Source organism: Syntrophothermus lipocalidus DSM 12680 (genome assembly GCF_000092405.1).
In the GTDB taxonomy this organism is placed as follows: Bacteria; Bacillota; Syntrophomonadia; order Syntrophomonadales; family Syntrophothermaceae; genus Syntrophothermus; species Syntrophothermus lipocalidus.
Window position 1 is genome coordinate 2245660 of the sequence record NC_014220.1, and the last position, 16877, is coordinate 2262536.

Annotated in this window: 33 protein-coding genes; all 33 read right to left on the minus strand. The window is 49.6% G+C overall.

Going from position 1 to position 16877, the window contains the following annotated elements; all coding sequences use genetic code 11:
* The gene (gene rplQ, locus SLIP_RS10930) at nt 1-339 is read right to left on the minus strand and encodes a 50S ribosomal protein L17 (RefSeq protein WP_013176350.1); all 339 of its coding nucleotides are present in this window, start codon (nt 337-339) and stop codon (nt 1-3) included.
* Between the two features lie 14 nt (nt 340-353).
* Nucleotides 354-1301 carry a DNA-directed RNA polymerase subunit alpha gene (locus SLIP_RS10935; protein ID WP_013176351.1) on the minus strand — a complete coding sequence of 316 codons (948 nt, stop codon included), beginning with the start codon at nt 1299-1301 and terminating at the stop codon, nt 354-356.
* Nucleotides 1302-1347: 46 nt separating this feature from the next.
* On the minus strand, nt 1348-1977 hold the full coding sequence (gene rpsD, locus SLIP_RS10940; RefSeq protein WP_013176352.1) for a 30S ribosomal protein S4: 630 nt from the start codon (nt 1975-1977) through the stop codon (nt 1348-1350).
* Between the two features lie 15 nt (nt 1978-1992).
* A complete protein-coding gene (gene rpsK / locus SLIP_RS10945; RefSeq protein WP_013176353.1) occupies nt 1993-2385 on the minus strand; it encodes a 30S ribosomal protein S11 in 393 nt (130 codons plus the stop codon).
* Between the two features lie 15 nt (nt 2386-2400).
* The gene (rpsM, locus tag SLIP_RS10950; protein WP_013176354.1) at nt 2401-2772 is read right to left on the minus strand and encodes a 30S ribosomal protein S13; all 372 of its coding nucleotides are present in this window, start codon (nt 2770-2772) and stop codon (nt 2401-2403) included.
* Nucleotides 2773-2790: 18 nt separating this feature from the next.
* The gene (gene rpmJ, locus SLIP_RS10955; protein WP_013176355.1) at nt 2791-2904 is read right to left on the minus strand and encodes a 50S ribosomal protein L36; all 114 of its coding nucleotides are present in this window, start codon (nt 2902-2904) and stop codon (nt 2791-2793) included.
* Nucleotides 2905-2961: 57 nt separating this feature from the next.
* The gene (gene infA, locus SLIP_RS10960; protein WP_013176356.1) at nt 2962-3180 is read right to left on the minus strand and encodes a translation initiation factor IF-1; all 219 of its coding nucleotides are present in this window, start codon (nt 3178-3180) and stop codon (nt 2962-2964) included.
* Nucleotides 3173-3475, minus strand: a complete 303-nt coding sequence (locus SLIP_RS10965) for a KOW domain-containing RNA-binding protein (RefSeq protein WP_013176357.1) — start codon at nt 3473-3475, stop codon at nt 3173-3175. The genes infA and SLIP_RS10965 overlap by 8 nt, the downstream gene beginning before the upstream one ends.
* 12 nt (nt 3476-3487) lie before the next feature.
* On the minus strand, nt 3488-4234 hold the full coding sequence (gene map, locus SLIP_RS10970) for a type I methionyl aminopeptidase (protein ID WP_013176358.1): 747 nt from the start codon (nt 4232-4234) through the stop codon (nt 3488-3490).
* Nucleotides 4231-4884 carry an adenylate kinase gene (locus SLIP_RS10975; protein WP_013176359.1) on the minus strand — a complete coding sequence of 218 codons (654 nt, stop codon included), beginning with the start codon at nt 4882-4884 and terminating at the stop codon, nt 4231-4233. Before SLIP_RS10975 ends, map begins: the two co-directional genes overlap by 4 nt.
* Before the next feature lie 11 nt (nt 4885-4895).
* On the minus strand, nt 4896-6161 hold the full coding sequence (secY, locus tag SLIP_RS10980) for a preprotein translocase subunit SecY (RefSeq protein WP_013176360.1): 1266 nt from the start codon (nt 6159-6161) through the stop codon (nt 4896-4898).
* A 1-nt stretch (nt 6162) separates the two neighbouring features.
* Nucleotides 6163-6603, minus strand: coding sequence for a 50S ribosomal protein L15 (gene rplO, locus SLIP_RS10985; RefSeq protein WP_013176361.1), 441 nt, complete (start codon nt 6601-6603; stop codon nt 6163-6165).
* A 14-nt stretch (nt 6604-6617) separates the two neighbouring features.
* Nucleotides 6618-6803, minus strand: a complete 186-nt coding sequence (gene rpmD / locus SLIP_RS10990) for a 50S ribosomal protein L30 (RefSeq protein ID WP_013176362.1) — start codon at nt 6801-6803, stop codon at nt 6618-6620.
* An 11-nt stretch (nt 6804-6814) separates the two neighbouring features.
* Nucleotides 6815-7318 carry a 30S ribosomal protein S5 gene (rpsE, locus tag SLIP_RS10995; RefSeq protein WP_013176363.1) on the minus strand — a complete coding sequence of 168 codons (504 nt, stop codon included), beginning with the start codon at nt 7316-7318 and terminating at the stop codon, nt 6815-6817.
* A gap of 21 nt (nt 7319-7339) precedes the next feature.
* Nucleotides 7340-7705, minus strand: coding sequence for a 50S ribosomal protein L18 (gene rplR / locus SLIP_RS11000; protein ID WP_013176364.1), 366 nt, complete (start codon nt 7703-7705; stop codon nt 7340-7342).
* Nucleotides 7706-7737: 32 nt separating this feature from the next.
* Nucleotides 7738-8277 carry a 50S ribosomal protein L6 gene (gene rplF / locus SLIP_RS11005; protein ID WP_013176365.1) on the minus strand — a complete coding sequence of 180 codons (540 nt, stop codon included), beginning with the start codon at nt 8275-8277 and terminating at the stop codon, nt 7738-7740.
* A gap of 25 nt (nt 8278-8302) precedes the next feature.
* Entirely contained in the window at nt 8303-8701 is a 399-nt protein-coding gene (gene rpsH / locus SLIP_RS11010; protein ID WP_013176366.1) for a 30S ribosomal protein S8, read from the minus strand.
* Between the two features lie 27 nt (nt 8702-8728).
* Nucleotides 8729-8914, minus strand: a complete 186-nt coding sequence (locus SLIP_RS11015; RefSeq protein ID WP_013176367.1) for a type Z 30S ribosomal protein S14 — start codon at nt 8912-8914, stop codon at nt 8729-8731.
* A gap of 13 nt (nt 8915-8927) precedes the next feature.
* Nucleotides 8928-9470: a 50S ribosomal protein L5 gene (gene rplE, locus SLIP_RS11020; RefSeq protein ID WP_013176368.1), complete on the minus strand. Its 543-nt coding sequence runs from the start codon at nt 9468-9470 to the stop codon at nt 8928-8930.
* Between the two features lie 147 nt (nt 9471-9617).
* Nucleotides 9618-9938 carry a 50S ribosomal protein L24 gene (gene rplX, locus SLIP_RS11025; protein ID WP_013176369.1) on the minus strand — a complete coding sequence of 107 codons (321 nt, stop codon included), beginning with the start codon at nt 9936-9938 and terminating at the stop codon, nt 9618-9620.
* A 16-nt stretch (nt 9939-9954) separates the two neighbouring features.
* Complete coding sequence (gene rplN, locus SLIP_RS11030) at nt 9955-10323, minus strand: 50S ribosomal protein L14 (protein ID WP_013176370.1); 369 nt, start codon at nt 10321-10323, stop codon at nt 9955-9957.
* A gap of 25 nt (nt 10324-10348) precedes the next feature.
* Nucleotides 10349-10621 carry a 30S ribosomal protein S17 gene (gene rpsQ, locus SLIP_RS11035; protein WP_013176371.1) on the minus strand — a complete coding sequence of 91 codons (273 nt, stop codon included), beginning with the start codon at nt 10619-10621 and terminating at the stop codon, nt 10349-10351.
* Between the two features lie 11 nt (nt 10622-10632).
* Nucleotides 10633-10839: a 50S ribosomal protein L29 gene (gene rpmC, locus SLIP_RS11040; RefSeq protein WP_013176372.1), complete on the minus strand. Its 207-nt coding sequence runs from the start codon at nt 10837-10839 to the stop codon at nt 10633-10635.
* The gene (gene rplP, locus SLIP_RS11045; RefSeq protein ID WP_013176373.1) at nt 10829-11263 is read right to left on the minus strand and encodes a 50S ribosomal protein L16; all 435 of its coding nucleotides are present in this window, start codon (nt 11261-11263) and stop codon (nt 10829-10831) included. The genes rpmC and rplP overlap by 11 nt, the downstream gene beginning before the upstream one ends.
* Nucleotides 11263-11931 (minus strand): 30S ribosomal protein S3, encoded by a 669-nt coding sequence (rpsC, locus tag SLIP_RS11050; protein WP_013176374.1) that lies wholly within the window; start codon nt 11929-11931, stop codon nt 11263-11265. The genes rplP and rpsC overlap by 1 nt, the downstream gene beginning before the upstream one ends.
* A complete protein-coding gene (gene rplV, locus SLIP_RS11055; RefSeq protein WP_013176375.1) occupies nt 11931-12272 on the minus strand; it encodes a 50S ribosomal protein L22 in 342 nt (113 codons plus the stop codon). Before rplV ends, rpsC begins: the two co-directional genes overlap by 1 nt.
* Before the next feature lie 18 nt (nt 12273-12290).
* The gene (gene rpsS, locus SLIP_RS11060) at nt 12291-12575 is read right to left on the minus strand and encodes a 30S ribosomal protein S19 (protein WP_013176376.1); all 285 of its coding nucleotides are present in this window, start codon (nt 12573-12575) and stop codon (nt 12291-12293) included.
* Between the two features lie 18 nt (nt 12576-12593).
* Nucleotides 12594-13418, minus strand: a complete 825-nt coding sequence (gene rplB / locus SLIP_RS11065; protein WP_013176377.1) for a 50S ribosomal protein L2 — start codon at nt 13416-13418, stop codon at nt 12594-12596.
* 32 nt (nt 13419-13450) lie between these two features.
* On the minus strand, nt 13451-13738 hold the full coding sequence (gene rplW, locus SLIP_RS11070; protein ID WP_013176378.1) for a 50S ribosomal protein L23: 288 nt from the start codon (nt 13736-13738) through the stop codon (nt 13451-13453).
* Nucleotides 13735-14361 carry a 50S ribosomal protein L4 gene (rplD, locus tag SLIP_RS11075; protein WP_013176379.1) on the minus strand — a complete coding sequence of 209 codons (627 nt, stop codon included), beginning with the start codon at nt 14359-14361 and terminating at the stop codon, nt 13735-13737. The genes rplW and rplD overlap by 4 nt, the downstream gene beginning before the upstream one ends.
* 27 nt (nt 14362-14388) lie before the next feature.
* A complete protein-coding gene (rplC, locus tag SLIP_RS11080) occupies nt 14389-15027 on the minus strand; it encodes a 50S ribosomal protein L3 (RefSeq protein WP_013176380.1) in 639 nt (212 codons plus the stop codon).
* A gap of 104 nt (nt 15028-15131) precedes the next feature.
* On the minus strand, nt 15132-15443 hold the full coding sequence (gene rpsJ, locus SLIP_RS11085; RefSeq protein ID WP_013176381.1) for a 30S ribosomal protein S10: 312 nt from the start codon (nt 15441-15443) through the stop codon (nt 15132-15134).
* Between the two features lie 193 nt (nt 15444-15636).
* Nucleotides 15637-16839, minus strand: coding sequence for an elongation factor Tu (gene tuf, locus SLIP_RS11090; RefSeq protein WP_013176382.1), 1203 nt, complete (start codon nt 16837-16839; stop codon nt 15637-15639).
* Between the last annotated feature and the right edge of the window lie 38 nt (nt 16840-16877).

The following is a 16877-nucleotide window of genomic DNA, read 5'->3' on the forward strand; positions in this document are numbered from 1 at the left end:
CTAGACCAGCTCTAGAATAACCAAAGGCGACCCGTCACCCCGGCGAAAGCCAGCTTTAACTATCCTGGTGTACCCGCCCTGACGTTCGCTGTATTTATCCGCCAGCTCGCTGAAGAGCTTGTGCACAACCCCCTCGTCCTGGATAAAAGCCAAGGCTTGTCTGCGCGCATGCAGATCGCCTCGCTTGCCGAGAGTAATCATCTTGTCGGTGAGCCGCTTCACTTCTTTGGCCCTGGTTTCGGTAGTGGTTATCCTTTCATTGCTAATCACTGCAGCCACCATGTTGGCAAGCATTGCCCTGCGATGACTGGTCCTCCTTCCAAGTTTGCGATATCCCATGTCTGTATCCTCCTCTACTCTTCAGGCTTCTTGAACGATAGGCCCAGTTCTTTTAATTTCCTTTCGATTTCGTCCAGGGACTTCTGCCCCAGGTTTCTTATTTTGCTCATTTCTTCACGGGTCTTTTCGACCAAATCACCAACCGTATTAATGTTAGCCCGCTTGAGCCCGTTGGAAGCCCGCACTGATAACTCCAATTCCTCGATGGACATATCCAGTATCTTGTCCTTCTGGTCTTCTTCTTTTTCTACCAAGATCTCGACCGGGGAGTAAGAATCATTGATCTCGGTGAATAATTTCAAGTGATCGATAAGTATATGGGCAGACAGGCTGACTGCCTCTTCTGGGCTTATGCTTCCGTTTGTCCAAACCTCTAGCATCAGGCGATCATAGTCGGTAACTCGACCTACGCGGGCGTTCTCAACCGTAAAATTGACCTTGTTTATCGGGGTAAAAATCGAATCGATAGGAATCAGCCCGATAACGTTTTCATCCTTCTTTTTCTGATCGGCACTCACATATCCGCGGCCGCGTTCAACTGTCATTTCCATGGCCAGGCGCCCGTCTTCATTTAGAGTAGCGATATGCAGCTCTGGATTAAGTATTTCGATTTCAGCATCGCGGATAATGTCCCCTGCTTTTACCTCTTTAGGGCCTCGCTGTTCCACAAATACGGTCTTAGGTTGATCATAGTCGTACCTGAGAACTACCTGTTTGAGATTAAGAATAATCTCGGTAGTATCCTCAACTACACCAGGTATGGTTGAAAACTCATGTAAAACCCCGTCAATCTTTATGGTGCTGATAGCCGCTCCAGGCAAGGACGAAAGTAGTACCCTGCGCAGGGAATTGCCCAAGGTTATTCCGAACCCGCGCTCCAAGGGCTCTATCACAAACTTGCCATAACGGTTGTCCGGGGTCCTTTCCACGCACTCTATTCTCGGTCTTTCAATCTCAAGCATCGATGCCTCACCCTCCTTTTTGACCCGGGCTGGATCCCCTGGTCTCTTATCTAGAGTACAGCTCTACGATCAGGTGTTCATCGATAGGAGCATCGATCTGGTCTCTCCTGGGTAAGGCCAGCACTCTTCCAGAGAGGTTATCGGCATTGACTTCCAACCACTCGGGAGGGGTTTTGTAGGCTGCTTGGGCCTGCAATTCCTTGAATTTCGCAGATTCCATGCTCTTTTCTTTTACCTGAATGACGTCCCCGACCTTAACCAGGATCGAAGGAATGTTAACTTTTCTACCGTTCAGCAAGAAATGCCCATGGGTAATCAGCTGCCGTGCCTCAGGGCGCGACCCGGCAAATCCCAAACGGTATACGACGTTATCCAGCCTTCTCTCCAGCAAAGCGAGCAGGTTTTCCCCCGTAATGCCCGGCTGTCTTTCTGCCTTTTCAAAATAGTTGCGGAACTGGCGCTCGAGTATTCCATAAATCCGCTTTGCCTTTTGCTTTTCGCGCAGCTGCGACCCATACTCGCTCGGTTTGCCACGGCGACCCCGCCCGTGCTGGCCGGGAATATAAGGTTTCCTTTCAAGCGCACATTTTTCTGAATAACACCTTTCGGCCTTTAGATAAAGCTTTATCCCTTCTCTACGACATAGCCGACAGGCTGGTCCTGTGTATCTTCCCACTCGTCGATTACCTCCTTAAACTCTTCTTCTCTTGGGAGGGCGGCACCCGTTATGAGGAATTGGAGTGACATCTTTAATCACGCTGACATCAAGTCCTGCAGCCTGGAGACTCCTTATGGCCGCTTCTCTTCCTGCTCCTGGACCTTTAACATAGCACTCCACTTCCCGCACCCCGTGTTCCATAGCCGCCTTGGCCGCGTTTTCCGCCGCTTGCTGCGCGGCAAACGGAGTGCTTTTACGCGAGCCTTTGAACCCCACTGTACCCGCGCTGGCCCAGGAAATGACGTTTCCCTGGCGATCAGTAATCGTAACTATAGTATTGTTAAACGTCGATTTGATATGGGCAATTCCGTAATCGATGTTCTTCCTTTCTTTTCTCTTAACCCTAGTCGTAGTCTTACGCGCCATCTAGCCAATTCCCCCTTACTTCTTCCGTTTAGTCCCTACCGTGCGACGTGGACCCTTTCGGGTGCGCGCGTTGGTCCTGGTCCTCTGTCCCCTGACCGGTAGCCCACGGCGATGCCGTATTCCACGGTAACACCCGATATCTATGAGTCTTTTGATGTTCATACTTATTTCTCTACGCAATTCACCCTCGACCTTGTAACCCCGGTCAATGGCTTCCCTTATTTTGGCTATTTCTTCCTCAGTTAGATCTTTCACCCTGGTGTCCGGATTTATACCCGTTTCTTTCACTATCTTCTCTGCCGAAGACCGTCCTATTCCGAATATATAGGTAAGGGCCACAACTACTCGCTTATCCCTGGGTAAGTCTACCCCTGCTACTCTCGCCAAATCAATTCACCTCCAGATTTAGCCTTGCTTCTGTTTGTGTTTTGGGTTTTCGCAGATAACCATTACTTTGCCTTTTCTCTTTATAACCTTGCACTTTTCACATATGGGTTTAACTGAGGGTTTAATTTTCACCAATTCAAACCTCCTTGAACAAGTCACTTTACCTTAATCCGCAATTCTGATAATCCCTTATTTAAACCTGTATATGATTCTTCCCCGGTTTAAATCGTAGGGCGATAGCTCCACCATGACCCGATCCCCTGGGAGTATGCGGATAAAGTTCATTCTCATTTTTCCCGAGATATGAGCGAGGACCTTGTGGCCGTTGTCCAACTCAACCCTGAACATGGCGTTGGGCAGTGACTCTACCACTTTGCCCTCGACCTCGATTACATCTTCTTTAGCCATCCTCCAGTCCTCCCCCCCCTGAGTCTCGATAGAGTAAATCTTCGATGGCTTTCCTAACCTCAGAGTTACTCAACGGATCACCCCGCGCCATCTTTTCTACAATGGCTGATGCAACGCGATTAGTTGTCTGCAGGTGCCTCAGGTTCTTAATCTTAGGTTTTTCTACCGTTCGCAAATCGCCATCCACCACCAAAACCAGTCTGTTGTCGATGACTCTTATTACTAACAAGGGCCGCCCTTGGTCCCTACCAGCCTTGGAATATACCAACCTGCCTACCAGGTTTTCTTCGGACATACTTCACCCCCATTAACCCACGGTGAGAATAAGAGGACCTTCCGGAGTTATAGCCACCGTATGCTCGAAATGAGCTGATAGCTTGCCATCGCGTGTAACGACTGTCCACTGATCCTCCTTGACATATACCTCGTACGTACCCAGGTTCACCATGGGCTCTATCGCCAGGGTCATGCCAGCTCGCAGTAGCGGTCCTCGTGACGGCCGTCCGTAATTGGGAACGGGAGGATCTTCATGCATTCTGCTGCCGATACCGTGCCCCACGTAGTCCCGGACTACCGAATACCCATGAGACTCGGCTGTTCTTTGAACAGCGTGTGAGATGTCACCTAGACGCTTACCCACTCTCGCCTGCTCGATACCTTTGTAAAGGCACTCCTCTGTAACACGAATGAGCTCTGCTGCCTCAGGTGATGCTTCCCCCACTGGGACTGTAATGGCAGCGTCTCCGAAATACCCTTCGACCACTGCACCCATGTCGATTTTGATAATATCCCCGTTTTTAAGCTTTCTCGGACCTGGAATCCCATGCACTACCTCCTCGTTGATGGAGGCACATATAACTGCGGGAAAGCCTTGATACCCTTTAAACGCAGGGGTGGCCCCTAATTTGCGCAACGTTTTCTCTGCAAGTCCATCCAGGTAGCCAGTAGTAATCCCGGGTTTGACTGACATCCTTATCTCTTCTAAGGTTATGGCAACCGCGCGTCCTGCTCTCCGCATGAGGGCCAGTTCGCGTTCGGTCTTAAGCAATATCATTTTAACTTCTCCAAGTAAACCGAGATTTCACTGAAGACCTCACTACGGTCTCGCTGTCCGTCCACGTTGACTAATAAGCCACGCTGCTCATAGTATTGGAGCAGAGGGTTGGTTTCCTCTGCATAGACCTGGAGTCGCTTGATTACTGTATCGGTTGCGGTATCGTCACTACGTTGCTGTAAAAGGGTACCGCATTTATCACAGACTCCTTCTATTTGCGGTGGGTTAAAAACCTTGTGATAAACTGTTTTGCAGTTAGGACAAGTCAGGCGGCCGGTCATGCGTTCAATCAGAACATCGGTCGGGACATCAATGTTTATCACCAGGTCTAACCTGCGACCCATCTGGTTCAAAATGTCTGCGAGCGCATCGGCCTGTTTTACAGTGCGAGGAAACCCGTCCATCAAAAATCCCTGTGCACAATCTGCCTGCTTTAGCCTTTCTGCTATGATGCCTATAGTGACCTCGTCCGGCACCAATTTCCCGGCGTCCATATACTCCTTCGCCTTTTTCCCCAGTTCGGTTCCCTTGGCTACCGCCTCCCTGAACATATCCCCGGTAGAGATATGAGATATACCGAAGGTCTGTACAATCATCTCTGCCTGCGTTCCCTTGCCTGCCCCGGGAGGGCCCATCAATACTACGTTCATCTTATCATCTCCTACTTGACAAAACCTTCATAACTCCTGAGCAACAGATGAGCTTCCAGCTGCTTCATGGTGTCCAAAGCTACCCCTACCACAATGAGCAAGGCAGTACCGCCAAAATATAGGCTAGTAATCCCGGTTACTTTGATAACAAAGTTAGGCAAGATAGCTATGAACGCCAGGAAGATTCCGCCTGCAAAAGTCAACCGAGAGAGTACCCTGTCAATGTAATCGGCAGTGGGACGCCCCGGTCTAATACCAGGGATAAATCCCCCGTATTTCTTGATGTTGTCCGCCACGTCGGCGGGATTGAAGATTATAGCTACGTAAAAGTAGGTAAAAAAGAATATTAGCAAGGCGTACAGTATATTGTACAGGACGGTACCAAAATGGAAATAAGTGTTTATGAAGGTGCTCACGCCTGACTTGGGAAACCAGGAAGCAATGGTAGCCGGAAACATCATGATTGACATTCCGAAGATTATGGGAATAACCCCGCCCATGTTCACCCGCAAGGGCAAGAATGTGCTCTGGCCTCCATAAACCCGTCTTCCGACGACGCGCTTCGCGTACTGTATCGGGATTCGTCGTTGTCCTTCGTTAACGGCTACCAGCGCGCTAATGATGACCAATGCGATAACCACAAAGGAAAGAATGTTAAAAAACCCGATGGTTCCAGCCTTTAGTAGTTCAACCATGGTGTTTAAACCGCTGGGTATACGGGCAACAATTCCGGCGAAGATTATTAGAGAAATACCATTCCCTATGCCTTTCTCGGTGATCATTTCACCTATCCACATCAGGAGAGCAGTACCAGCAGTAAGACTGATAGCTATTATGAGGTAAGCACCGATGCCCGGCTTGTGCAAAACGCCAGGATACCTCCCCATCGCAATGGCCATCCCTATGGCCTGGATAAATCCGAGTATAACCGTGCCGTACCGGACGTACTGCGTTATTTTCTTACGTCCTTCTTCTCCTTCCTTTTGCAGCTGTTCTAATTTAGGTATTACTACGGTCAAGAGCTGCATGATAATGGAAGCGTTTATATAAGGGGTTATACTCATAGCGAAAATACTAAACCGCTTGAACGCTCCTCCGGAAATTATGTCATAGAAGCCAAACAATTGGTTAGTGAGTAGTTTGGCGAAGACATCGGCGTTAATGCCGGGAACCGGGATATGTGCTCCCAGTCTGAACACCAGCAACATTCCCAGGGTGAATAATAACTTGTTGCGGAGGTCCCCTCCTTTTAAGGCCTGTTGGAACGAACCGAACAAACTAAATCACCTCTACCTTGCCACCCCGGGCCGCTATCTTCTCGGCCGCCTGCTGGCTGACCTTGTGAGCTTTAACAACCAGGGTCCGCTCTAATTCGCCTTCTCCCAAAATCTTGACTCCATCTTTTATCCTCTTGATCAAACCACTTTCTAAGAGCAATTCCGGTGTGATCTCGGTTCCATCCGGAAACCGATTCAAATCCCTGACATTCACAATGGCAAATTCCTTTTTAAATATATTAGTAAATCCCCGCTTAGGCAAGCGTCTTTGCAAGGGCATTTGCCCGCCTTCAAAGCCCGGCCTGACCCCGCCCCCGGAACGCGCTTTCTGTCCTTTGTGCCCGCGCGTAGAGGTTTTTCCATGTCCGGAACCTATGCCCCGGCCCACCCTCTTGACCCGCTTATTGGTCCCAGGAGGCGCTTTTAGTTCGTGCAATCTCATGCTAATCCTCCTCGCTAGTCGATATCTTCTACCTCTAAAAGGTGCCCAACCCGGGCAATCATCCCTCTAACCGTCGGAGTATCTTCCCTGACCACACTCTGGTTCAATTTTCGCAGCCCGAGGCTTGCGATGATGGCTCGCTGAGTCTTAGGGCAGCCAATGGTACTCCTCTTCCATGTAATCTTCAGCTTCTTGCCCAATTGACGCCCTCCTACTTGATGATTTCTTCAACAGCCTTTCCTCTCAGCCTAGCTACTTCTTCTGCTTTCTTCAAGTTTTTCAGAGCCTCAATAGTCGCCCTAACCATGTTGTTAGCATTGGATGAACCTAAGGATTTGGTCAGAATATCTTTGATTCCAGCCAACTCCAGAACTGCTCTAACCGGTCCCCCAGCGATTACTCCAGTACCAGGTGCTGCCGGTTTGAGCAACACTTCTCCAGCTCCGAACCTGCCAATGATTGGATGCGGAATGGTCCTCTCGTCGATTAGGGGAACCGCTATCATATTCTTCTTGGCATCTTCGATGCCTTTCCTTATGGCCTCCGGTACCTCTCCGGCTTTGCCCAGCCCGGCCCCCACGTTGCCCTTCCCATCTCCAACTACCACTACAGCACTGAAGCTAAATCGCCGGCCGCCCTTTACTACTTTGGCAACCCTCCGTATAGCCACGACCCGCTCCGAAATCTCCCGGCCTTCCTGCTCTTTTTCGATCATCGTTTCCCTCCTCATATCAGCCTAGAACTTTAAGCCAGCTTCCCTGGCTGCATCGGCCAGAGCGGCAACTCGGCCATGATACTTGTAACCGTTTCGATCAAAAACTGCTTCGGATATACCTTTTTCTAAAGCCTTCTTAGCCAAAGCCGTTCCGACGGCCCGGGCCCCTTCTACTGTGTCCTTCCCCGGCAGGTCTTTAAACTCGCCTTCCAGAGTCGAACATGTCAACAGGGTACGGTGAGTAGAATCATCTATGAGTTGAGCATATATATGCTTGAGACTCCGATAAATACAGAGCCGAGGTTTCTCTGCTGTTCCCGAAACCCGAACTCTTACCCGCTTGTGTCTCTTCTGTCTCAGGCTAGCACGGCTAGGTTTCTTAATCACGGGTGTTCACTCCCTTCCTAGAATTTATCGTCTTAGCGTCCGCCTGCCTTGCCGGCCTTGCGTCTGACTACTTCGTTTTCATACTTGATGCCCTTGCCTTTGTAAGGCTCAGGTCTTCTGATAGCCCTTATCCTTGCGGCCATTTCTCCCACCTGCTGTTTGTCAATACCTTTGACTACAATCTTGGTAGGTGCCGGCACTTCTATCTCGATGCCTTGTGGGGGATCTACCTCTACGGGATGTGAGTAGCCCACGCTGAGCACCAGTTTCCTACCCTGCACCTGGGCGCGGTAACCTACTCCTACCAGATCCAGGCGCTTTTCAAATCCCTTGGTGACCCCTTCAACCATGTTAGCAAGAAGGGCCCTCGTCAGTCCGTGTAAGGCCCTGTGCTCCTTCTCATCGCTGGCCCGGGTAATTAACACCTGATTATCTTCCACCTGAACCTCTATCCCGGCCGGAATCCCTAATGTCAACACGCCTTTTGGGCCCTGGACTGAAACGGTATTTTCCTGCACTGTAACTGTAACCCCTTCTGGCTTTTCGATCGGTTTTTTGCCTATTCTAGACACTCTGATTTACCCCCTTTGACTACGACTACCAGATGTAACAAACCACTTCACCGCCCAGTCCTTGTTTACGGGCCTTCTTATCGGTCATCAATCCTTTGGGCGTCGATATCACAGCCGTTCCCAGCCCGCCCAAAACCTTCGGTATTTCATTCTTACCTACGTACACCCGCAAGCCTGGTTTACTAATACGTTTGATCCCAGTTATAACCTTTTCCTTGTTGGGGCCGTATTTCAAATAAATACGGATGATCCCTTGCTTACCGTCAGCGATAAACTCGTAATCTTTGATATAGCCTTCTTCTTTCAGTATCTCAACGATTCCGAGCTTCATTTTGGAAGCCGGTACTTCTACGCTTTTGTGCATTACGGTATTAGCATTCCGGATGCGAGTTAACAAATCGGCGATTGGATCAGTCATGACCATAGTTTAAACCTCCTCTTCTAGTTACATTTACCAACTCGCCTTGGTTATGCCAGGAATCTCGCCCCGATGCGCCAAGGTGCGGAAGCATATACGGCACATGCCAAATTTTCTCATATAGGCCCTAGGCCGACCACATATTTTGCAGCGATTGTAATGTCTGGTGGAAAACTTGCCGGGACGTTTTTGCTTCGCGATCAAAGACTTCTTGGCCATTGCTTTTCCCTCCTTATTGTTCGCGGAATGGCATACCCATCAGGCGGAGCAGCTCTCTCGCTTCTTCGTCGGTCTTAGCGGTTGTAACTATGATAACCTCCAATCCCCGAATCTTGTCGATCTTGTCGTAGTCTATTTCCGGGAAAATAACCTGCTCCCTGATCCCCAAAGTGTAATTCCCGCGCCCGTCAAATGCTGTGGGTGATACTCCTCTGAAGTCCCGGACCCGAGGCAAAGCCACGTTAATAAGCTTATCGAGGAAATCGTACATCCTATCCCCGCGCAAGGTAACCTTGCAACCTATAGACATGCCTTGCCTGAGCTTAAAGCCGGCTATGGATTTTTTGGCCTTGGTCACAACGGGCTTCTGCCCGGATATGGCCATCAAATCGTTGACCGCCCCGTCCAAAGACTTGGGATTCTGAATCGCTTCTCCGACCCCGATGTTGAGCACAACCTTCTCTAATTTCGGTACCTGCATTCGGTTACGGTAATTGAACTTTTCCATCATTTTATCGACTATCTCAGTCTTGTATATTTCTTTTAGTCTGACCATATATTCTTTCCTCCTTCTCCCAGGTTCTCCCTACATCAGGCAGGTTCCAAATTACGTACAGGTATTGGGTCAGGCGTGCTCTACCGGATACAGGGCTGGGAGGTATTAGTTATCGCCTTCGCTCTCCGTTTGCCTTTAGTAACAACGTCAGTCCACGATTTCCCCGCACTTCTTGCAAACGCGCACTTTTTCCCCGCTTTCCAGTACCTTTCGACCGATACGAGTGGGCTTGTTACATTTATTACATAGCAGCATCACGTTCGAAACGTGAATAGGTGATTCTATCTGTAGAATCCCGCCCTGCGGCAAGGCGCGGGTAGGCTTCTGATGCTTCTTCACCCGGTTTACGCCTTCTACTACTATCCTGTTCTTGGCTGGTTCGACTTTCAACACTTTGCCTTTCTTGCCTACGTCCTTACCGGCGATGACCTGTACCGTATCCCCTTTTCTTATCTTTAACTTACCCATCAACCTTACCTCCATCCTATAGGACTTCGGGTGCGAGTGAAATAATCTTCATGAAGTTCTTTTCCCGAAGCTCTCTCGCTACCGGACCGAAGATCCGGGTACCTTTCGGATTGTTGTTGTCGTCTATGATCACCGCTGCGTTTTCTCCGAATTTGATGTAAGACCCGTCCGGCCGCCGAATTTCCTTGGTGGTTCGAACAACCACCGCTTTAACCACATCGCCTTTCTTCACTACCCCTCCCGGACTTGCCTCTTTGATCGATACCACTATAATGTCTCCAACTGTGGCGTACTTCCGGTGGGAGCCACCGAGCACCTTTATACACATTGCCCGTTTGGCACCAGTATTGTCACCAACCCGGAGCATGGTTTGGGGCTGTATCATGTCAGCTACCTCCTTCCAGATAAGTTTACTGCAAGGTCTTGGCCCTTTCGATAATTTCAACTACCCGCCAGCGCTTTCTTTTGCTTAACGGCCTGGTTTCCATAATCCTTACCACGTCACCTGTCTTGCACTCGTTGTTTTCGTCGTGGGCCATATATTTTTTGCTCCTTCTAACAACTTTCCGGTACAAGGGATGTTGCATTACTCTCTCTACTTTGACAGTGACTGTCTTATCCATCTTGTCGCTTACAACCGTGCCGATTCTCACTTTCCGTTGTCCTCTTGTCTCTGACACCATTTAGGCCCCCTTTAGGTCAGTTTGAGCCGCTTAATCTCGCGTTCTCTCTGTATGGTCTTAATCCTGGCGATGTTCTTCTTGACCTCACGTATTCTCATCGGGTTGTCCAGTTGCCCCGTTGCCAGTTGAAACCTGAGATTAAACAATTCTTCCTTGAAATCATTTGCCCGCTTACTCAATTCTTCATCAGTCAGTTCCCGCAGCTTATTAGCTTTCACCAGCCTCACCACCCAATTCTTCTCGTTTTACAAACCTGCACTTGATCGGCAGCTTGTGCGAGGCCAATCTCATCGCTTCTTTCGCCACTTCTTCGCTCACGCCAGCTAGCTCGAACATGACCCGCCCTGGTTTGACCACTGCAACCCAGTATTCAGGCGAGCCTTTGCCCTTTCCCATTCGGGTTTCTGCGGGCTTCGCTGTAATGGGTCGGTCCGGGAAAATCTTTATCCATACCTTCCCTCCGCGTTTCACATGCCTGGTAATGGCCACGCGTGCTGCTTCAATCTGGCGGTTAGTTATCCATGCTGCCTCCAGTGCTTGTAGGCCGTATTCCCCGTAAGTGACGGAGTTACCCTTAGTAGCCTTGCCCTTAAGACTCGGCCTATGCTGTTTTCTGTATTTAACACGTTTAGGTACCAGCATTACTTATCTTCCTCCCCCGTCTTCTTCGCTGGTTGCTTGGCCGCTGGTAACACTTCGCCCCGGTTTATCCATATCTTTATTCCGATCTTGCCATACGTGGTCATAGCCTCGGCAAACCCATAGTCGATATCAGCCCGCAAGGTGTGGAGCGGTACTCTACCCTCAGCGTACCATTCAGTTCTGGCAATTTCTGCCCCTGCCAGCCGTCCCGATACCGCTATCTTGATGCCCTCGGCTCCGGCTCTCATTGTACGTTGGACTGCCTGTTTCATAGCTCGGCGGTAAGCTACCCGTCGTTCAATCTGAGCCGCTACGTTTTCAGCAACTATCTGAGCGTCTAGCTCCGGTTTCTTAATCTCCACTATATTGATATTTACAGTCTTGCCGGTTAGCTTGCCCAGGTCCTGACGCAACCGTTCAACCTCTGTTCCTCCACGGCCTATGATAATTCCGGGTTTCGCCGTGTGAATTGACACGCGCACCCGATTGCCCGTACGCTCGATCTCGACCTTCGATATCCCTGCAGCGAAGAAATTTTCCTTGATATATTTTCGAATATGGTAATCTTCATGGAGCAGGTCAGTGTAGTCCCGATCTGCATACCACTTGGAATCCCAATCCCTGATAATTCCTATCCTTAGCCCTTTGGGATGAACCTTTTGACCCACTATCTAACCTCCTTTTCCTTAACTACCACCGTTATATGGCTAGTTCTCCGCTTCATCACATCAGCCCGCCCATAGGCTCTGGGCTTAAGCCGTTTCAAGCTCGGGCCTTCATTAACATAGATCTCGGCCACATACAGGGCATCTACGTCCATGTCGAAATTGTTCTCGGCATTGGCCATAGCTGACTTCAAAACCTTGGCTATCAACGGTGCCCCCTTTTTGTTGGTGTACCTAAGGATAGCCATAGCCTCTTGCGCATTCTTGCCCCGTACAAGGTCTGCCACTTGTCGTGCCTTAAATGGTGATACCCTTAAGTATTTTGCCACTGCTCTTGCTTCCACTGGTCTCCCCCCTTTTTGTTATCTGCGCTTGCTCGTCTTCTCCGACTTGTCGGCGTGACCCCGGTAAGTCCGAGTAGGGGCAAATTCACCCAGCTTATGGCCTACCATGTCTTCAGTTATATAGATGGGAACGTGCTTTCTTCCTTCATATACGGCCAGCGTGTGTCCCACCATTTCAGGTAGTATCGTCGACCGGCGGGACCAGGTTTTGATAACCCTTTTTTCGCCAGTTTCATTCATTTTCTCGATCTTCTTTAGCAGTTTCTCGTCACAGTAAGGGCCCTTTTTTAGAGACCTGCCCATGTCCGTACCTCCTTCAAACTACTTCCTCTTCTTTACTATCATCTTATCAGACGGCTTCTTTTTCCTGGTTTTTCCGCCAATGGCGATTTTACCCCAAGGCGATACCGGGTATTTTCTTCCCACAGGAGCCCTTCCTTCCCCGCCCCCGTGCGGGTGATCTACGGGGTTCATTGCTGTTCCTCTAACTGTGGGACGAATCCCCAACCAGCGAGAACGTCCAGCCTTTCCCAGGGTAATGTTCTCGTGGTCTAGGTTGCCTACCTGCCCTATGGTGGCCCGGCAACTCAAATGAATTAACCTCACTTCTCCTGAAGGTAGCCTTACGTGAGCGTAATCTCCTTCTTTGGCCATCAGCTGGGCGGAAGCCCCAGCTGATCTGACGATCTGCGCTCCTTTGCCCGGCCTCAGTTCGATGTTATGAATAGTAGTACCTACAGGAATGTTCCTCAGGGGGAGAGCATTGCCTACTTTGATATCGGCATCCGGCCCCGATACCACTTTGTCCCCAACCTTGAGCCCATTAGGAGCAACAATATAACGTTTTTCTCCATCAGCGTAGTGCAAAAGCGCTATATTTGCCGACCGGTTGGGGTCGTATTCGATGGCCGCAACCTTGGCCGGCACGCCGTCCTTATTGCGCTTGAAATCGATGATGCGGTATAACCGCTTATGACCGCCGCCCCGGTGACGGACCGTTTGGCGCCCCACGGCGTTCCTGCCCCCGGTCTTTTTAAGGGACACGGTCAGGGCTTTTTCTGGCTCAACTTTAGTTATTTCTTCAAATGTCAGTACTGTCATCTGCCGCCTTCCCGGTGAGGTAGGCTTGAACTTTTTTATACCCATCAAAACTGCCTCCTTATTAGGATGGACTACTCTTACATCCCCTCAAACAGGGGTATTTTGTGTCCCGCTTTTAGTGTCACGATGGCTTTTTTTCGGTCTGGTTTGTACCCTTCAAACCTTCCCATACGCCGCTTCTTGCCTTTTACGTTTATTGTTCTAACGTTGTCTACTTTTACGTGAAATATCTCTTCTATAGCTTTGCGTATTTCCGTCTTGTTGGCCTGTTTGTCAACGATGAACGTGTACTTGTTTTCTGCCATGAGATTCATGGATTTCTCAGTAATAACCGGTCGCACGATAATGTCTCTGGCATCCTTCATCGGGCCAATACCTCCTCTACCTTGGCGACAGCATCCTTGGTTATAACCAGTTTGTCGTGATTCAGTATGTCATACACGCTCATGAAGTCGGCCCTGACCGGCTTAATTCCAGGGATGTTGCGCGCTGATTTATACACGTTCACATCCCCGTCAGCCGTAACTATCAGGGCTTTTCGATCAACCTGCAGAGCATTCAGGATTTCCACCATTCTTTTGGTCTTCGGAGCTTCTAAAGTAAGTTCATCCATCACAATCATGTTCCGCCCTTTGACTTTGCTGGAAAGGGCAGACTTTAAGGCCAGCCGCCTGATTTTCTTGGGAAGAGTATATGAGTAGTCACGGGGTTGCGGGCCGAACACTACTCCTCCTTTACGCCATAGAGGAGAACGGATACTTCCCGCTCTGGCGCGTCCGGTTCCTTTCTGGCGATAGGGCTTACGCCCTCCTCCTCTGACTTCTCCTCGGGTCTTAGTAGCTGCGGTGCCTACCCGATGGTTAGCCAACTGCATCTTTACCACCTGATGCATTGCGGCCTGATTAGGCTCTATCCCGAAAACCTCATCGCTGAGCTCAATTTCTCCTACCTGAGTTCCGTTCATGTTATAAAGTGGCACTTTTGGCATCTTTTTAACCTCCTTCGCCCGACCTCTTTAAGCCTTGGCGGAATTCTTAATCGTGACTAATCCCCGCCTCGGGCCTGGAATCGCACCTTTTATCAAGAGGATGTTTTTTTCGGGATAGACTTTAACCACCCGTAAACGTTGTACTGTAACCTTCTCCCCACCTAAACGTCCTGGCAGTTTACGTCCCTTAAAAACCCGAGCCGGTCCTTTCGCCCCCAAGGCTCCAGGTCTGCGGTGATACTTTGAACCATGGGCCATAGCTCCCCGTTGGAAGTTGTGACGCTTGATGCCCCCAGCAAAGCCTTTCCCTTTGGAAATGCCGGTGACGTCAATTATGTCGCCTTCCTTAAAGATATCAACCCGTATCTCCTGTCCTACCTGGTAATCATCGATATTTTCCACTCGGAATTCCCTGATAAAGCGAACTGGTTTCACGTTGGCGTTAGCCAAGTGTCCTTTCAAAGGCTTTGTTATCTTACTTTCTTTTACACTACCAAAACCGACTTGGATGGCATTGTAGCCGTCAGTAGCCACCGTTTTTTTCTGTAATACTATGCATGGACCCGCTTCTACCACTGTAACCGCGGTAGCCCGGTCATTTTCATCAAAAAGCTGTGTCATCCCTAGCTTTACGCCTAAGAGACCCTTCTCGACATGCTTGCTCACTTTCGTTTACCTCCCATGTTGATGGGGCATGGCTTCAGTTCCCACTAGATGGTGCCCTTCTGATCCCGGTAGCCCTTGTTCGACGTCCGAGTCTGTTAAAGACTTCAAAGCTTGATCTCTATGTCCACCCCGGACGGCAGATCTAGATGCATCAGGGCATCGATAGTCTTCGGATTAGGATCCAGTATATCTATTAGACGTTTGTGGGTACGCATTTCAAACTGTTCCCGCGAATCTTTGTTAACGTGTGGAGACCTGAGAATCGTATAAATACTCTTCTCGGTCGGTAATGGTATCGGCCCTGAAACCTTAGCCCCGTTCTTTTTTGCTGTTTCGACTATCTTGCTGGCGGATTGGTCTAAAAGTTTGTGGTCGAATGCTTTTAACCTTATTCTGACCTTCTGCTGGCCTTTCACTTCTTGCTTTACCTCCTTATACAGGTAACTCCTATTCCACGCATCCGGGCGTGTTAATAGGCAAACGTCACAAACACCCTTCGGCCTGGTTTGCTACCAGGCAGCACATCCCCCGCTATACGGCAAAAGCCTTACCTTCTCCTAACCGGGGACATGCTCCTGGTTAGATTTCCGACCAGACCTTTGAACCCAGTTATTCGATAACAGAAGTTACCACACCAGCGCCTACGGTACGACCGCCTTCTCTAATCGCGAAACGGAGCCCTTTTTCGATAGCGATGGGTGTGATCAACTCTATGGTCATCTGAACATTATCGCCCGGCATAACCATTTCTACCCCTTCGGGCAACCGAATGCTACCGGTAACGTCGGTAGTACGGAAATAAAACTGCGGGCGGTACCCGTCAAAGAACGGGGTATGTCTGCCACCTTCTTCTTTGGTCAAAACATAAACCTCGGCGTTAAACTTGGTATGCGGCTTAATGGAACCCGGCTTCGCCAGAACCATCCCCCGCTCCACTTCTTTCCGGTCAACACCCCTGAGCAAAGTCCCGATGTTGTCACCGGCTTGAGCAAAGTCCAGTATCTTGCGGAACATTTCTACACCGGTAACGACGGTCTTGCGAGTCTCGTCTCTCAAACCGATTATCTCGACTTCGTCGCCCACTTTAACAGTACCTCTCTCCACTCTGCCGGTCGTCACTGTACCTCTTCCGGTAATCGTGAATACGTCCTCAATCGGCATCAAGAAAGGCTTGTCAATGTCTCTTTCAGGCAGCGGTACATAATCGTCTACCGCGTCCATCAACTCCCATATCTTGGAGCACCACTCGCATTCCCGACTGCCGCACCCGCATTCCAGGGCTTTCAAAGCAGACCCTTTGACTACCGGTATATCATCGCCGGGAAAACCGTATTCGTTAAGCAGGTCGCGAACTTCCATTTCCACCAGTTCAAGCAGCTCTTCATCGTCTACCATATCGACCTTGTTCATGAATACTACGATATACGGCACCTGTACTTGCCTAGCCAAAATAATATGCTCCCGGGTCTGCGGCATGGGTCCATCGGCCGCCGATACTACTAGAATAGCCCCGTCCATCTGGGCAGCTCCTGTAATCATGTTCTTAATGTAGTCGGCATGCCCAGGACAATCCACGTGAGCATAGTGCCGCTTGTCGGTTTCGTACTCGACGTGAGCGGTATTGATGGTGATGCCTCTTTCCCTTTCTTCCGGAGCTTTATCGATTTCTTCATAGCTAGTAGCTTTTGCCTTACCGACTTTGGAAAGACACACAGTAATAGCCGCCGTTAAAGTCGTTTTCCCATGGTCAATGTGCCCAATAGTACCGACGTTAACATGAGGTTTTGTCCTTTCAAACTTCGCTTTAGCCATTGGTTTGTTCACCTTTCCTTTCTTAAAGTGTTTTTAAA

Excerpts from the sequence above, each read along its gene's own strand:
- rplQ (WP_013176350.1), bottom strand. The coding sequence starts at position 339 with ATGGGATATCGCAAACTTGGAAGGAGGACCAGTCATCGCAGGGCAATG.
- SLIP_RS10935 (WP_013176351.1), bottom strand. The coding sequence starts at position 1,301 with ATGCTTGAGATTGAAAGACCGAGAATAGAGTGCGTGGAAAGGACCCCG.
- rpsK (WP_013176353.1), bottom strand. The coding sequence starts at position 2,385 with ATGGCGCGTAAGACTACGACTAGGGTTAAGAGAAAAGAAAGGAAGAAC.
- infA (WP_013176356.1), bottom strand. The coding sequence starts at position 3,180 with ATGGCTAAAGAAGATGTAATCGAGGTCGAGGGCAAAGTGGTAGAGTCA.
- SLIP_RS10965 (WP_013176357.1), bottom strand. The coding sequence starts at position 3,475 with ATGTCCGAAGAAAACCTGGTAGGCAGGTTGGTATATTCCAAGGCTGGT.
- map (WP_013176358.1), bottom strand. The coding sequence starts at position 4,234 with ATGATATTGCTTAAGACCGAACGCGAACTGGCCCTCATGCGGAGAGCA.
- SLIP_RS10975 (WP_013176359.1), bottom strand. The coding sequence starts at position 4,884 with ATGAACGTAGTATTGATGGGCCCTCCCGGGGCAGGCAAGGGAACGCAG.
- rplO (WP_013176361.1), bottom strand. The coding sequence starts at position 6,603 with ATGAGATTGCACGAACTAAAAGCGCCTCCTGGGACCAATAAGCGGGTC.
- rpsE (WP_013176363.1), bottom strand. The coding sequence starts at position 7,318 with ATGATCGAAAAAGAGCAGGAAGGCCGGGAGATTTCGGAGCGGGTCGTG.
- rpsH (WP_013176366.1), bottom strand. The coding sequence starts at position 8,701 with ATGGTCATGACTGATCCAATCGCCGATTTGTTAACTCGCATCCGGAAT.
- SLIP_RS11015 (WP_013176367.1), bottom strand. The coding sequence starts at position 8,914 with ATGGCCAAGAAGTCTTTGATCGCGAAGCAAAAACGTCCCGGCAAGTTT.
- rplE (WP_013176368.1), bottom strand. The coding sequence starts at position 9,470 with ATGGTCAGACTAAAAGAAATATACAAGACTGAGATAGTCGATAAAATG.
- rplX (WP_013176369.1), bottom strand. The coding sequence starts at position 9,938 with ATGGGTAAGTTAAAGATAAGAAAAGGGGATACGGTACAGGTCATCGCC.
- rplN (WP_013176370.1), bottom strand. The coding sequence starts at position 10,323 with ATGATACAGCCCCAAACCATGCTCCGGGTTGGTGACAATACTGGTGCC.
- rpsQ (WP_013176371.1), bottom strand. The coding sequence starts at position 10,621 with ATGGTGTCAGAGACAAGAGGACAACGGAAAGTGAGAATCGGCACGGTT.
- rplP (WP_013176373.1), bottom strand. The coding sequence starts at position 11,263 with ATGCTGGTACCTAAACGTGTTAAATACAGAAAACAGCATAGGCCGAGT.
- rpsS (WP_013176376.1), bottom strand. The coding sequence starts at position 12,575 with ATGGGCAGGTCTCTAAAAAAGGGCCCTTACTGTGACGAGAAACTGCTA.
- rplB (WP_013176377.1), bottom strand. The coding sequence starts at position 13,418 with ATGGGTATAAAAAAGTTCAAGCCTACCTCACCGGGAAGGCGGCAGATG.
- rplW (WP_013176378.1), bottom strand. The coding sequence starts at position 13,738 with ATGAAGGATGCCAGAGACATTATCGTGCGACCGGTTATTACTGAGAAA.
- rplD (WP_013176379.1), bottom strand. The coding sequence starts at position 14,361 with ATGCCAAAAGTGCCACTTTATAACATGAACGGAACTCAGGTAGGAGAA.
- tuf (WP_013176382.1), bottom strand. The coding sequence starts at position 16,839 with ATGGCTAAAGCGAAGTTTGAAAGGACAAAACCTCATGTTAACGTCGGT.